The following is a 12132-nucleotide window of genomic DNA, read 5'->3' on the forward strand; positions in this document are numbered from 1 at the left end:
GACCATTGTTAAGTGCCGTAATTTCAATTGTGGTCAGTTATTTATTAGGCTCCGTATCATTCAGTATCGTGATTGCGAAATGGTTAAAAGGAATCGATATCCGTCAGCACGGCAGCGGCAATGCCGGCGCGACAAATACGATAAGAGTATTGGGAAAAGGACCGGGTATCCTCGTCTTTTTCCTCGATATTGCGAAAGGGATCGCCGCCGTCATCCTCGGTTATTGGCTCGGCTCTGAGCAATTCGGCGAGTGGACGGCCGCGCTTAGCGGCTTGGCGGCGATCATCGGCCATAACTGGCCGGTCTGGTTCCGCTTCAAAGGCGGCAAAGGCATATCGACAACGGTGGGCGTCATTGCAAGTCTCGCCTTTCTCCCCGCTCTGATCGCGGGCGTCGTTGCGATAGCGGCCATTGCACTGACAAGATATGTAAGCTTAGGTTCGCTGCTCTTTGCTATCTTAACACCGATTCTTATTGCTATTATTCATTATTCATTGCCTTTGTTTGTCATCAGTCTCGTATTATGCTTGTTTGCTATCGTCCGCCATCGCACCAACATCGTCAAGCTTGTTAAAGGAACGGAGAATAAGCTGGGCGCCAAGAAAGGAACGTGACCGCAGATGACTGAAGCCAACAACGAGCGTATCAAACGCGCCGCCGTTTTCGTTGCCGGAAGCTGGGGAACCGCGCTTGCTTCGGTTCTAGCTGGCAACGGAATCGAGGTGCGTTTATGGACCCGCAGCGAAGAGCAGGCCGCCCAGATCAATCGCGATCGCGTGAATGACAAATATTTGCCTGGGGCCAAGCTGCCCGATACACTTCGAGCTACCTCCGATATGGAGGAAGCGCTGAGCGGCGCTGAGCTGGCGCTCTTCGTTGCACCGTCCGCTGCTATGCGAGAGGTAGCGGCGCAAGCCGCCCCTTATATGCATCCGGATACGATCTGCATCCACGCGACGAAAGGGTTTGAGCCGGGTACTCTGAAGCGTATGTCCTTCGTGCTTGCCGAGGAGCTTTCCCGAACGGCCGAGCAGATCGTCGTGCTTTCGGGGCCGAGTCATGCGGAGGAGGTTATCCGCCGCCAGCCGACGACGGTCGTCGTTGCTTCAAACGATATGAAAGCTGCGGAACAGGCGCAAGACGCTTTTATGAGCCGTTACTTCCGCGTCTATACGAATCCCGATGTTGTCGGCGTCGAAGTCGCCGGGGCGATCAAAAACATTATTGCGCTTGGCGCGGGCTTGTCGGACGGTCTTGGATTCGGTGATAACGCTAAAGCGGCGCTCATTACGCGCGGGCTGGCGGAAATCAGCCGTTTGGGTATCGCGATGGGCGCCAATCCGCTCACCTTTGCAGGCCTGGCCGGCGTCGGCGATTTGGTCGTCACCTGCACGAGCAAGCACAGCCGCAATTGGCGCGCCGGTTCGATGCTCGCCAGCGGCATGACGCTTGACGAAGTGCTTGCCAAGATGGGCATGGTCGTCGAAGGCGTCAAGACGACGCGTGCGGCACAAGAACTCGCATTACAATTCAACGTGGAAATGCCGATTACCGCCGAGCTGTATCAAGTTCTGTTCGATGACAAATCGCCGCGGTCGGCCGTTGAGAATTTAATGGGCCGGCTGCGCACGCACGAGATCGAGCAGATCGGCTGAGCTAGACGGGATAAGCGCCTACACCAAACAAATGCCCTCCTCATATGATGTTCCAAGCAACTGCATGCGCTACGCGACCTGCGGTGCTATCCGAAGCTACACACTCGGGAGGGGAGAAGTATGGGGAAGGATCTTTCCAAAGATGTGCTGGGCGCCATCAATAAGAAAACGGGCAAGAACATTTCCGAACAAACCGTCAAAAAGCTGGCTAGCGGAGTTTCCGATTCAACGCTCAAGAACGAAGCGGAGCTGCGCAAGCTGATTAAGCAGGTTTCGGAAATGGCGAAGGTGCCGGTCGCGGAATCGACCGTTAACGATATTGTAAAAGCCGTGAAAGCGACCGGCATGAACATGACCAGTATTGAAACGTTAATGAAAATGATGATTAAGAAGTAAAGAAGCAAGTAAGCAAAGTGGCAAGTATACGGGCAAGAGCGAAAGGCGCTGCTGACGAATTCGTTCAGCTGCCGGCCGCTTTTGCCCTTTTTTTAAAAGATAGGATAGGGTATGCTATAATAGATTTGCTTTTATTCCCAAGTAGACTAGGAGAACAACAATGGATCCAATGACGAAGATGTGGGTATCCTTCGTGGGTATCGGATTGATGGCGATCGCCGCCGTAATCATCACTTTCGCCAGGCTGAAAACAAAGGGCGTATTGAAGTTTGTTTTGTCGATTATTGCTTTTATCACGTTGTTTATCGGATTTATTTGCGGCGTCGTCTCGATCATTTAACGCGGAAGCGGCTTGTACATAATTAGACCTGGAAGGAATGCTTGCGCATGATTGAGCTGAAAGGGAGAACGAAATCGGCTGTTGTGCCGTCAGCGGCGGGTTTGACGATTTTGCGGCTGGCGCTCCAGCATAAAGTCGATTGGTCCTCTAACTGCACAAGAGGCACTTGCGCCAGATGCCGGTGTCTCGTAACGGAGGGCGCTGACGGGCTGGAAGGCATTACGGACGCGGAGTGGGACCGTATGGACCCCGAGGAGTTCGAGGCGGGCTATCGCCTCGCTTGTCAGGCTGTAATCAAGGACGAAGCCGTAATGGTTAAAGCGGAGAATAAACCTTATTTTTAAAGGAAGTGCTGCTGCATGAGCGCAAAGGAACGCATAGAGAGCGCGCTCGCCGCCATCGCCCGTCTAACGGGAGAAAGCGGCATTGCTTGGGTCGTAGGAGGAAGCGCAGGCTTAATGCTGCGTGAGTTGCCGTTGTCAAGCGATCCAGGCGATTTGGATATTTACGTTGACGAGTCCCAGATGGAGCCGTTCTGCCGCTTATTGATGCAGTATGCGACGGACGAACCGCATGTAAGCGAGACTTCTATGTACCGCTCCGTTCTATGTCACTTACGAATGGAAGGGATCGAAGTGGAGATTGTAGGGGGCTTTGTCGTGAACGCAATCGAGTCGCGATACGAGATTGAAGTACAGGATGCGCTTGTGCCGCTTTCTGATGCGTCTGTATGGCTTGCGCCTGGCGGCGTCACGCTAGTGCCGCTGGCTCACGAGCTGCTGTTTAACGTTCTGCGCGGGAGAGCGGACCGGTGCCGGCTTATTGCCGGAGCTGTCGCGGCCGATCTCGGTAGGCATGGAAAAGCACTGGGGGTTCTCGAATCGCGCAACACTTTGTCGGACGAGGTTCGCGCTGAAACGGCGCGCTGGATTGCCGAATGCGGGAGCGGGGCGCTCACATGAACGGGACGGTTACCTTCTATCCATCCGGCAAAACGATTAAGGTAAAGCCGGGCACGACGCTGCTCGATGCCGCGAGACGCGCTGGATTAACGATACGAACAAGATGCGGCGGCAAAGCCGCCTGCTTCATGTGCAAGGTTTCAGTTCGCGAAGGCAGCGAGCTGCTGCCGATTGCCGATCAAGAGCGGAACAAGCTCGCCGGTATGGAAGAGCGGCATATGCGGCTTGCCTGCCAAGCGAGGGTGAGAGGAACGGTTGCCGTCGACATTCCGCTCGATCCGCTGCGGGCGGAAATTGAACGCCAGCTGGCCCGTCAGGCAGAGGACGACGAGCTCTGGTAACAAGAGAATGACAAAGGGAGGCTGTATCTGTACGATGATAAGGATCGAAAAGCGCCTTGCTGGCAAGGCGGGACTTCTTGCAATCGTTTGCATCGCGATGCTGACGCTTAGCGGCTGCATGTATCCGAAGGATCAGTTGAAGCAAAACCAAATACCGCCGAAAGAGGCGGTGCGCAATGTGCAGGCCGCTATCGAGCAGTTTCAGGCGGAGACGGGCATGCTGCCCATCAAGAACAGTACGGCGGAAACGCCGGTTTATGAAAAATTCGTTATCGATTTCGTCAAGCTGCAAAACCGTGGTTACATAAGCGATATTCCTTCCGCCGCGTTCGAGAAGGGCGGCAATTATTATTTTCTCGTGATCAACGAAGAGACAAAACCGGCGGTTAAGCTGCTTAATCTTGTTCATTTTCAACAAATGAACGATATCTCCGCTTCGGTGACCGCATATGCAAATGCGAACGGAGGCAAGCTGCCAAAAGGCGGACAAGCTTATCCGGGATTCTATTATATCAATTTCGCCCTGCTTAACAAGAAAGCGCCGAATATCGCAAGCGAGTATTCGGGCCAGACGCTGACCGCCATGATTGACGACAAGGGCCTCGTGTATACCGACTACGGTCCCGATCTGATGCAGAAAGTAACAAAAGAAGGCGATAGCGCAGCGCTGGAAGGCGATCTGCGCGAGCTGCTCGCCCTGTCGGACCTGTTCGTGCCGATCAAATCGCCCGTCTATCATTGGGTGGACGGCGAGCCGGTTGCGATAGCCGAATAAGCTTTATTTGATCCTCGACCTCCACTGCCTAAACGGGCGGAGGTCGAGGATTTTTTGGTCTATAAAACCTCTCATGCTCATATAACTCAATCTTGGAAGGGCAAGAACGTGACCCGGGTGGCAAAGATTACTCCCTATCGCGTTATCACGGGTTCGAAAAATCGCTCGCCGGCGGTTTTTTCAACGGCATCGGCAAGGAATGGGCATAATCGCTAGAGATGGACAATATGCTATTACTAGTCCAAAAAGCTGTACGAGTTGCGTCGCTGGCCTGCCCTCTTGTCCGGTGGAAGGCGGCGAACCGGGAAATCAATTGGGAGGGGATATTCAGTGGAGAAAGTGGATATTTTCAAGGACATTGCCGAACGTACCGGCGGGGATATTTACCTCGGTGTCGTAGGGGCTGTCCGAACGGGCAAATCAACGTTTATTAAACGGTTCATGGAGACGGTGGTGCTTCCGAATATTGCTAGCGAAGCCGAGCGTGTTAGAGCCGTTGACGAACTTCCTCAAAGCGCCGCTGGTAAAACGATCATGACGACCGAACCGAAATTCGTTCCCAATCAGGCCGTTCAATTAAGGGTTAGCGAGGGTCTCGAAGTCAATGTCAGATTAGTTGACTGCGTCGGCTACGCAGTTGAAGGCGCCAAAGGCTACGAGGACGAGAACGGCCCGCGGATGATTACGACGCCTTGGTTCGACGAGCCGATTCCGTTCCAGGAAGCGGCTGAGATCGGCACGCGCAAAGTCATTCAAGAGCATTCCACGCTTGGCGTCGTCGTGACGACGGACGGCACGATTGCCGAAATCCCGCGCAGCTCTTACGTGGAAGCGGAAGAACGCGTTGTCGGGGAACTGAAAGAAGTCGGCAAACCGTTCGTTCTCATTATCAACTCTACCCGTCCGCGCAGCGAAGAAGCGCTGCAGCTCCGCAACGAGCTGCACGCCAAATACGACATTCCGGTCATTACGCTCAGCGTTGCCACAATGGGCGAGGAAGAAGTCGTTTCCGTGCTTCGCGAGGTACTCTATGAGTTCCCGGTTCACGAAGTAAACGTCAACCTGCCGAGCTGGGTCATGGTGCTGAACGAAACCCATTGGCTGCGCAGCAATTACGAAAATTCGGTCCGCGATACGGTAAAAGATATTCGCAGACTGCGCGACGTCGATCGCGTCGTTTCGCAATTTATGGATTACGATTTCATTGCAAGAGCCGGTTTGAGCGGCATGAATATGGGCCAAGGCGTCGCGGAAATCGATTTGTACGCGCCGGATGAGCTGTACGACCGTATCCTGATGGAAGTCGTCGGCGTTGAAATTCGCGGCAAGGATCATCTGCTTCAGCTGATGCAGGAATTTTCCCATGCCAAACGCGAGTACGACCGCTTCGCAGAAGCGCTTGAGATGGTCAAGGCGACCGGCTACGGCATCGCGGCTCCTACGCTTGCGGAAATGGCGCTCGACGAGCCGGAGCTAATCCGTCAAGGATCGCGTTTCGGCGTACGCCTGAAAGCGACCGCACCGTCCATTCATATGATTCGCGTAGACGTCGAGTCGGAGTTTGCGCCGATTATCGGCTCGGAGAAGCAAACAGAGGAACTCGTGCGCTATTTGATGCAAGACTTCGAAGCCGATCCGATCAAGATTTGGGAATCCGATATTTTCGGACGCTCGCTGCACTCGCTTGTGCGCGAAGGCATTCAAGGCAAAATCGCGATGATGCCGGACAACGCCCGCTACAAGCTGCAGGAAACGCTCGGAAGAATTATTAACGAAGGCTCCGGAGGTCTTATTGCCATCATTTTGTAACAAGGCATCCGAATTAACCCTTCAAAGCCTGAAGCCGTTCGTCCCGAGGCGGGAGCGAACGGCTTCAGGCTTTTCCTGAGCCCGGAAGATGCCATTTGTATCGGCTGCCTGAGACGAATCGGGGTCAACCACTTGAAATTGCGAATCGGCTGTATTACTATAAGTTTGTTGTTCAAGATAGGTATATTTTTGAAGTTTTCAGTAAATAAGAGGGATAAGATGACTCTCATTGCCTATCAGGGGAGGTGAAACAATGAATAAGACGGATTTGATTACGAAAGTAGCCGAGCTGTCCGATCTGTCCAAGAAGGATGCGACGAAAGCGGTGGACGCCGTATTTGACGCCATTGCCGATGCGCTCCAGAACGGAGATAAGGTGCAACTGGTCGGGTTTGGCAACTTCGAGGTTCGCGAGCGCCAAGCGCGCAAAGGCCGCAACCCGCAAACGGGTGAGGAGATCGATATCGCCGCAAGCAAGATGCCGGCGTTCAAACCGGGCAAATCTCTTAAGGATCTCGTTTCCAATTAAGCATAAAGAGGCTAGGACAGCGTCCGGACCATGGTGTCCGGGCGCTTTCTCGTTTGGCGGACCGCGCCAGGGGGAAAGCGCTTTTTTCTTTACAAGCCGAATCGTCCCTTTTATAATGGATAAGGCTGGACGTAGGCACAATTGGACGCTTTGATCGGCTACTAACGCGAAAGCGGCAATCTCGGAGGAGAGGCCGTTTACGCTAGCAGGAGGGTTAACATGGATTCGAATCAAGGAGATTATATCGTCATTAAAGCGAAGGATCACGGCGTTCAGGTCATCGGACTAACAAGGGGCACGGACACCAAGTTTCATCATACGGAGAAGCTGGACAAGAACGAAATTATGATTGCCCAGTTTACAACTCATACATCTGCGATTAAAATTCGCGGCAAAGCCATTGTCATGACGAAGTACGGGACAATGGAAACTGATCAATAATACGAGCCGGCTCCCCCTGCGACAGGCAGCGAGGGAGCTTTTTCTTCGCGAAAAGGCAGCGTCAGCTTCTCCTATTAGCCAAACCGGAGGCATAGCGCCGCCCTTTTGTTTGTACAATGGGGTATGAGGTGAATTCGGATCGTCCACACTTGAAATATTCATGCAAGAGGGCGGTCCGGAAACTGTGTGCGGGAGGCTTGAATATGATGAAGATCGGCATAACCAGGCTCTATTTGATCGGACTAGTCGTCGCGCTTGCCGCTACGGCCGCTGCAGCTCTGCTGCCGCTTGGCCGGGAGAAGGGAGGCGTGCGCAGCGAGGTTGCCGTTTTTCGTCCCAATTTGGACAACCGATTAAGCAACGCCAACTTGGTTGATGCAATGGTCGGCCTGGAGCTTTCGGGCAAACTCGCAAGGGTGGAATGGAGCCATGCAATATTGACCGTTGAGATGAAGCTCGACGAGGATCAAGGACTGGAGCCGGTAAAACGGGATTTGGAAAAGCTGGTCCGATTGTCTTTCGTGAAGCTGGATAATGTCAACCGATTGTTGATTCGCTTTGTCGATGTAGGCGATGGCAATGCCGGACAAGGTCGTTTGCTGCTTGCCTCCGACGTACGAAAGGGAGACGGTTGGCTGCTTACGGAATTGGGAGGGCTCGGTACAGCCGATTCGCTGCACGACATCCGGTGGCGGGAACGGCTGCGCATCAGCTTTACCTCCGCCTGGACGGAAAAGTTCGGTCCGCTTTCCAGTTATTCGACGGCTCCGCTATAAGGCCCGATCCGAACGGTTTGCTCCGGCTTTCTTCGTTGGGGCAAAAGCGGCCCGGCCGCAGATATGCTCATTTGCAAAGTTGTGCTATAATAATTTAGATTATTGGAGCGGCTTCCCCGCTTCGCTGTTCGGAGGCTTATCCATGAAACCATATACGATCGATGAAATCGCAAAAAAATATGTAGAGTACGACATGATTCAGCTGCATACGGAACTGCCCGCGCTTTCCGCTTTGCGGCTTCGCTTGCTCTATGCTTGCCTGAGCGAGGAGAGCAGTGGAGAAGCACATAGCGAACTGTACACGCTGGCCGTTTCGCTCGTACAGCTTGGACTGGATACACATGATCTCATCGATGTCGAGACCGAAGCGAGAGCGGAGCGTGACATGAGGTCGCGGCAGTTGAAAGTGTTGGCCGGCGATTATTTCAGCTCGCACTACTACCGATTATTATCTCATGCTGGGCAAGTTGAAATGATCGCCAAAATCAGTGAGGCGGTATGCGAGTTCAATCGGCTCAAGATGAACATGTATATGAAAATGAAACATTTTCAGATGACGGCGGAAGACTATTTGCGTCACTCGGTTCAGCTCAAGAACGAGCTGTTCCAGCCGTTCGCTCCTTTGATCGGCGGCGATTTGCAGCGGCTGTGGCCGGAGATGCTGAACGGCATGAGCAAATGCGAAGCCGTTCTGGACGAAATGGAAAGAAGCGAAACGCCCGCCCGGTTCCGCAATAGCTGGGCTTATTGGCATGTCATGCAGCAAGCGACGCCGGAAGAGCGGGAATCGTTGCAAGCGCAGGAGCATGCGCCTGCCTTTGTTCGCGGGTTGCTGGAGAAGTACGGCACGAAGGAACGGTTGGCTGAGTGCTTGCAGGCGGCGGCGGAAGAGGTTAAGGCGGTTGCAGGCAAGCTGCAATCGGACAAGTTGGCGGAGGAGCTGCGGTATGCGCTTGAGCGTTCGCTCGCCTTGGCAAAGCTGGCTCCAGCTGAACGAGTTTAGTGAGGTGAAGGTAAGAAATGACAACAGAAGCCAATTCGAAGCAGCATGTACATGGCGTCTTCGAGAGAATTGCGCCGAAATACGATTTAATGAACGACTTGATCAGCTTTCGCCGACATAAGGCTTGGCGGAAATTTACGATGCGCAAAATGAATGTACAGCGAGGAGAGACAGCGCTCGATTTATGCTGCGGTACCTGCGACTGGACAATTGCTTTGGCGCAAGCGAGCGGCACCGGCGCGGTTACCGGCCTTGATTTCAGCCAAAACATGCTGGACGTAGGTGCGCAGAAAATTAAGGAAACTGGACTGGACAAGCAAATTACGCTTGTACAGGGCAATGCAATGGAGCTGCCTTTCGAAGACAATTCCTTCGATTACGTCACAATCGGCTTCGGGCTTCGGAACGTGCCCGACTACTTGCAAGTGGTGAAGGAAATGGAACGCGTCGTTAAACCGGGAGGCAAAGTCGTCTGTCTCGAGTTGTCCAGGCCGAGCTGGCAGCCATTCAAGTTCTTTTATAATTTATACTTCGAGCATATGATGCCGCTGATCGGCAAACTGGTAGCGAAGCGGTTCCAGGAATACAAATGGTTGCCGGATTCGTTAAAGCAGTTTTTGAACCTGGAGCAACTTAGCGAGCTGTTCCGCAAAGCGAATTTGCAGCAAGTAAATGCGTATCCACTTTTCGGCGGAGTAGCCGCGCTGCACATCGGCACAAAGGAGAAGGACGCGCAATGATTCGCAAACTGAAGATTATACTGGAAATGATTAAATTTGAGCATACCATATTTGCATTGCCTTTCGCGTTCCTAGGCGCCATTCTAGGCGCAATCACGATGGAGCAACGGATGCCGAGCTGGGCCGAGATGGGCTGGATCACGCTCGCGATGTTCGGCGCTCGCAGCGCAGCCATGAGCTTGAACCGGCTGATCGATAAAGCGATCGACCTGCGCAACCCTCGCACTGAGAAGCGCGCGTTGCCGGCCGGGCTGCTGAAGTCGGCCGAGGTGATTCTGTTTGTCATCGTATCTTTTGCTCTTTTATTTATAGCAACGGCCAATCTCGCTCCGATTGCGATGAAGCTGCTGCCGATCGCCGTCGTCATGCTTGTTATTTATTCTTATACGAAACGATTTACATGGCTTTGTCACGTTGTTCTCGGACTTACGATCGGCCTGTCGCCGCTTGGCGCTTGGGTGGCCATTACCGGCTCCTTCAGCCCAGCCGCATGGCTGCTGTTCGGAACGGTTGCATTATGGCTCGCCGGCTTCGATACCGTCTACGCGACGCAGGATTTCGAATACGACCGCAAGGCCGGGCTTCATTCCATTCCGGCGCGGTTCGGCATTGCTAAAGCGCTGTGGATCGCACGTTCGTTCCATATCGTGACGGCGTTCGGATTCCTTGCCTTATTCTGGATGACCGATTTGAGCTGGGCGTATTTAGTCGGAACGATTCTCTCGATCGCTATTCTGTTCTATCAGCATTGGCTGGTCAAGCCGAACGACTTGTCCCGCGTGCAAATCGCCTTCTTTGGCATGAACGGCACGCTCAGCGTCGTCTTGTTCTTGTTCGCGATCTTTGATCTGGCGGTGCTGCACAAATGGTAGGAGAGGAACCGCTGGAGAAGAAGCGCAAACGCTGGGTCGTAGGCATCACCGGAGCAAGCGGCGCGATCTACGGGATCCGCCTGATAGAAGAACTGCTCCGTCAATCTTACATCGTGCATTTAGTCATAACGGAAGCGGGCTGGCGGGTGCTGAAGGAAGAGCTGGGCTTTGAAAGCTCGCGCCGGCAAGCGGCGCTGGAGCAGCGTTTCGGAGAGGCGATGGCAGCAGGACAGCTTGTGTTTCACCCGAATGCCGATATCGGCGCTACGATTGCCAGCGGCTCCTTCCGGGTAGAAGGTATGGTCGTTGCGGCCTGCTCGATGGGCTCGCTAGCTTCGATTGCGAACGGCATATCCGACAATTTGCTGACACGCGCGGCAGACGTCATGCTTAAGGAAGGGCGGCCGCTCATTCTAGTGCCGAGGGAGACGCCGCTGCACGCCATCCATCTCGAGAATATGTTGAAACTGGCCCGGCTTGGTGTCCGCATGATCCCGGCAATGCCGGGATTCTACTACAAACCGCAATCGATGGACGAAATGATCGACTTCCTCGTCGGAAAAGTTTTGGACAGCATGGCTGTCGATCACGCCCTTTACAGAAGATGGGGAGATGACCAGCATGACCAGCAAGACCCGCAACAACGGTAAGGAACGGCTGAATGTCGGGCGAATCGACTATGCGAACGCCTGGCCGCTGTTTCATTATTTGGAGCCTGACGAAGAGGCGGGGATCGAAATTGTATACCGTGTGCCGGCCGTATTGAACCGGATGCTGCAGGAAGGGGATATTCAAGTATCAGGCATTTCATCTTTTGCTTACGGCTTGAATGATAGCCAATACTTGCTGCTCCCGCATCTGTCGGTCGGATCGGAAGGGAACGTCAACTCGATCATACTATTCCTGAAAGAACCGATCGATCGCAAGCCGCCTCAAAAAATTAAAGTAACGACGACTTCCGCTACCTCGGTCAATTTATTGAAGATTATAATGGCCAACTACTATGGACTCGATCCGGTGTACGAGGCGGCCGAGCCGGACCTTGACAGCATGCTGGAGGATGCCGATGGAGCACTGCTCATTGGCGACCAAGCCATCCACGCCTCTTGGAGCAAGCAAGGATTGCATGCAATCGATTTGGGCGGCTTATGGAACAGTTGGACGGGGCTTGCGATGACGTATGCGGTTGTCGCGGTGCGCCGCGATGCAGTAGAGAAGTCGCGTGAAGCGGTCGAAGCGGTCTATCGCTCGATGATCGCAAGCAAACGTAAAAGCGTTAGCCATCTGGGTCCGCTGATCGATAAAGCATGTACGGAGCTCGGCGGTACGGCCGCATATTGGCAAATGTACTTTACGAGCTTGCGGTATGATTTCGATGAGAAGCAGCAAGCCGGGCTAGCACTCTATTTCCGATACGCAAAGGAGCTCGGATTGCTTGAACACGAGGTTGAATTGCGGTTTTATGAACACCAATCTGCCGAATAGGTGAAAGA

Annotated in this window: 17 protein-coding genes; all 17 read left to right on the forward strand. The window is 53.5% G+C overall.

Annotated features, from left to right (window positions below):
- Positions 1 to 5: 5 nt before the first annotated feature.
- The 17 genes from plsY (at position 6) to ACFVTB_RS14180 (ending at position 12124) form a co-directional block, all read left to right on the forward strand.
- Positions 6 to 614, forward strand: a complete 609-nt coding sequence (plsY, locus tag ACFVTB_RS14100; RefSeq protein WP_387749879.1) for a glycerol-3-phosphate 1-O-acyltransferase PlsY — start codon at positions 6 to 8, stop codon at positions 612 to 614.
- A 6-nt stretch (positions 615 to 620) separates the two neighbouring features.
- Positions 621 to 1655 (forward strand): NAD(P)H-dependent glycerol-3-phosphate dehydrogenase, encoded by a 1035-nt coding sequence (locus tag ACFVTB_RS14105; RefSeq protein WP_387749882.1) that lies wholly within the window; start codon positions 621 to 623, stop codon positions 1653 to 1655.
- 120 nt (positions 1656 to 1775) lie between these two features.
- Positions 1776 to 2051 (forward strand): stage VI sporulation protein F, encoded by a 276-nt coding sequence (locus ACFVTB_RS14110; RefSeq protein WP_387749885.1) that lies wholly within the window; start codon positions 1776 to 1778, stop codon positions 2049 to 2051.
- Between the two features lie 160 nt (positions 2052 to 2211).
- The gene (locus ACFVTB_RS14115) at positions 2212 to 2391 is read left to right on the forward strand and encodes a DUF2768 family protein (RefSeq protein WP_387749888.1); all 180 of its coding nucleotides are present in this window, start codon (positions 2212 to 2214) and stop codon (positions 2389 to 2391) included.
- 47 nt (positions 2392 to 2438) lie between these two features.
- On the forward strand, positions 2439 to 2735 hold the full coding sequence (locus tag ACFVTB_RS14120; RefSeq protein WP_387749891.1) for a 2Fe-2S iron-sulfur cluster-binding protein: 297 nt from the start codon (positions 2439 to 2441) through the stop codon (positions 2733 to 2735).
- 15 nt (positions 2736 to 2750) lie between these two features.
- A complete protein-coding gene (locus tag ACFVTB_RS14125) occupies positions 2751 to 3353 on the forward strand; it encodes a nucleotidyltransferase family protein (RefSeq protein ID WP_387749894.1) in 603 nt (200 codons plus the stop codon).
- Positions 3350 to 3694: a 2Fe-2S iron-sulfur cluster-binding protein gene (locus ACFVTB_RS14130; protein WP_387749897.1), complete on the forward strand. Its 345-nt coding sequence runs from the start codon at positions 3350 to 3352 to the stop codon at positions 3692 to 3694. Before ACFVTB_RS14125 ends, ACFVTB_RS14130 begins: the two co-directional genes overlap by 4 nt.
- Before the next feature lie 34 nt (positions 3695 to 3728).
- Complete coding sequence (locus tag ACFVTB_RS14135; protein ID WP_387749900.1) at positions 3729 to 4469, forward strand: hypothetical protein; 741 nt, start codon at positions 3729 to 3731, stop codon at positions 4467 to 4469.
- Positions 4470 to 4799: 330 nt separating this feature from the next.
- On the forward strand, positions 4800 to 6278 hold the full coding sequence (spoIVA, locus tag ACFVTB_RS14140; protein ID WP_387749903.1) for a stage IV sporulation protein A: 1479 nt from the start codon (positions 4800 to 4802) through the stop codon (positions 6276 to 6278).
- Positions 6279 to 6531: 253 nt separating this feature from the next.
- Positions 6532 to 6807: an HU family DNA-binding protein gene (locus ACFVTB_RS14145; RefSeq protein ID WP_387749906.1), complete on the forward strand. Its 276-nt coding sequence runs from the start codon at positions 6532 to 6534 to the stop codon at positions 6805 to 6807.
- A 219-nt stretch (positions 6808 to 7026) separates the two neighbouring features.
- On the forward strand, positions 7027 to 7248 hold the full coding sequence (gene mtrB, locus ACFVTB_RS14150; RefSeq protein ID WP_387749909.1) for a trp RNA-binding attenuation protein MtrB: 222 nt from the start codon (positions 7027 to 7029) through the stop codon (positions 7246 to 7248).
- A gap of 203 nt (positions 7249 to 7451) precedes the next feature.
- Positions 7452 to 8024, forward strand: a complete 573-nt coding sequence (locus ACFVTB_RS14155) for a hypothetical protein (protein ID WP_387749912.1) — start codon at positions 7452 to 7454, stop codon at positions 8022 to 8024.
- A gap of 142 nt (positions 8025 to 8166) precedes the next feature.
- Positions 8167 to 9027: a heptaprenyl diphosphate synthase component 1 gene (locus tag ACFVTB_RS14160; RefSeq protein WP_387749915.1), complete on the forward strand. Its 861-nt coding sequence runs from the start codon at positions 8167 to 8169 to the stop codon at positions 9025 to 9027.
- A 17-nt stretch (positions 9028 to 9044) separates the two neighbouring features.
- On the forward strand, positions 9045 to 9767 hold the full coding sequence (locus ACFVTB_RS14165) for a demethylmenaquinone methyltransferase (protein ID WP_387749918.1): 723 nt from the start codon (positions 9045 to 9047) through the stop codon (positions 9765 to 9767).
- Positions 9764 to 10639 (forward strand): UbiA-like polyprenyltransferase, encoded by an 876-nt coding sequence (locus tag ACFVTB_RS14170; protein WP_387749921.1) that lies wholly within the window; start codon positions 9764 to 9766, stop codon positions 10637 to 10639. The genes ACFVTB_RS14165 and ACFVTB_RS14170 overlap by 4 nt, the downstream gene beginning before the upstream one ends.
- Positions 10633 to 11289, forward strand: coding sequence for a UbiX family flavin prenyltransferase (locus tag ACFVTB_RS14175; protein WP_387749924.1), 657 nt, complete (start codon positions 10633 to 10635; stop codon positions 11287 to 11289). The genes ACFVTB_RS14170 and ACFVTB_RS14175 overlap by 7 nt, the downstream gene beginning before the upstream one ends.
- Complete coding sequence (locus tag ACFVTB_RS14180) at positions 11261 to 12124, forward strand: menaquinone biosynthetic enzyme MqnA/MqnD family protein (protein ID WP_387749927.1); 864 nt, start codon at positions 11261 to 11263, stop codon at positions 12122 to 12124. Before ACFVTB_RS14175 ends, ACFVTB_RS14180 begins: the two co-directional genes overlap by 29 nt.
- Positions 12125 to 12132 lie beyond the last annotated feature (8 nt).

The sequence above is a fragment of the Paenibacillus sp. NPDC058071 genome (genome assembly GCF_042885235.1).
GTDB lineage: Bacteria > Bacillota > Bacilli > Paenibacillales > Paenibacillaceae > Pristimantibacillus.

Excerpts from the sequence above, each read along its gene's own strand:
- ACFVTB_RS14105 (WP_387749882.1), top strand. The coding sequence starts at position 621 with ATGACTGAAGCCAACAACGAGCGTATCAAACGCGCCGCCGTTTTCGTT.
- ACFVTB_RS14110 (WP_387749885.1), top strand. The coding sequence starts at position 1,776 with ATGGGGAAGGATCTTTCCAAAGATGTGCTGGGCGCCATCAATAAGAAA.
- ACFVTB_RS14115 (WP_387749888.1), top strand. The coding sequence starts at position 2,212 with ATGGATCCAATGACGAAGATGTGGGTATCCTTCGTGGGTATCGGATTG.
- ACFVTB_RS14120 (WP_387749891.1), top strand. The coding sequence starts at position 2,439 with ATGATTGAGCTGAAAGGGAGAACGAAATCGGCTGTTGTGCCGTCAGCG.
- ACFVTB_RS14125 (WP_387749894.1), top strand. The coding sequence starts at position 2,751 with ATGAGCGCAAAGGAACGCATAGAGAGCGCGCTCGCCGCCATCGCCCGT.
- ACFVTB_RS14130 (WP_387749897.1), top strand. The coding sequence starts at position 3,350 with ATGAACGGGACGGTTACCTTCTATCCATCCGGCAAAACGATTAAGGTA.
- ACFVTB_RS14135 (WP_387749900.1), top strand. The coding sequence starts at position 3,729 with ATGATAAGGATCGAAAAGCGCCTTGCTGGCAAGGCGGGACTTCTTGCA.
- ACFVTB_RS14145 (WP_387749906.1), top strand. The coding sequence starts at position 6,532 with ATGAATAAGACGGATTTGATTACGAAAGTAGCCGAGCTGTCCGATCTG.
- mtrB (WP_387749909.1), top strand. The coding sequence starts at position 7,027 with ATGGATTCGAATCAAGGAGATTATATCGTCATTAAAGCGAAGGATCAC.
- ACFVTB_RS14155 (WP_387749912.1), top strand. The coding sequence starts at position 7,452 with ATGATGAAGATCGGCATAACCAGGCTCTATTTGATCGGACTAGTCGTC.
- ACFVTB_RS14160 (WP_387749915.1), top strand. The coding sequence starts at position 8,167 with ATGAAACCATATACGATCGATGAAATCGCAAAAAAATATGTAGAGTAC.
- ACFVTB_RS14165 (WP_387749918.1), top strand. The coding sequence starts at position 9,045 with ATGACAACAGAAGCCAATTCGAAGCAGCATGTACATGGCGTCTTCGAG.
- ACFVTB_RS14170 (WP_387749921.1), top strand. The coding sequence starts at position 9,764 with ATGATTCGCAAACTGAAGATTATACTGGAAATGATTAAATTTGAGCAT.
- ACFVTB_RS14175 (WP_387749924.1), top strand. The coding sequence starts at position 10,633 with ATGGTAGGAGAGGAACCGCTGGAGAAGAAGCGCAAACGCTGGGTCGTA.
- ACFVTB_RS14180 (WP_387749927.1), top strand. The coding sequence starts at position 11,261 with ATGACCAGCAAGACCCGCAACAACGGTAAGGAACGGCTGAATGTCGGG.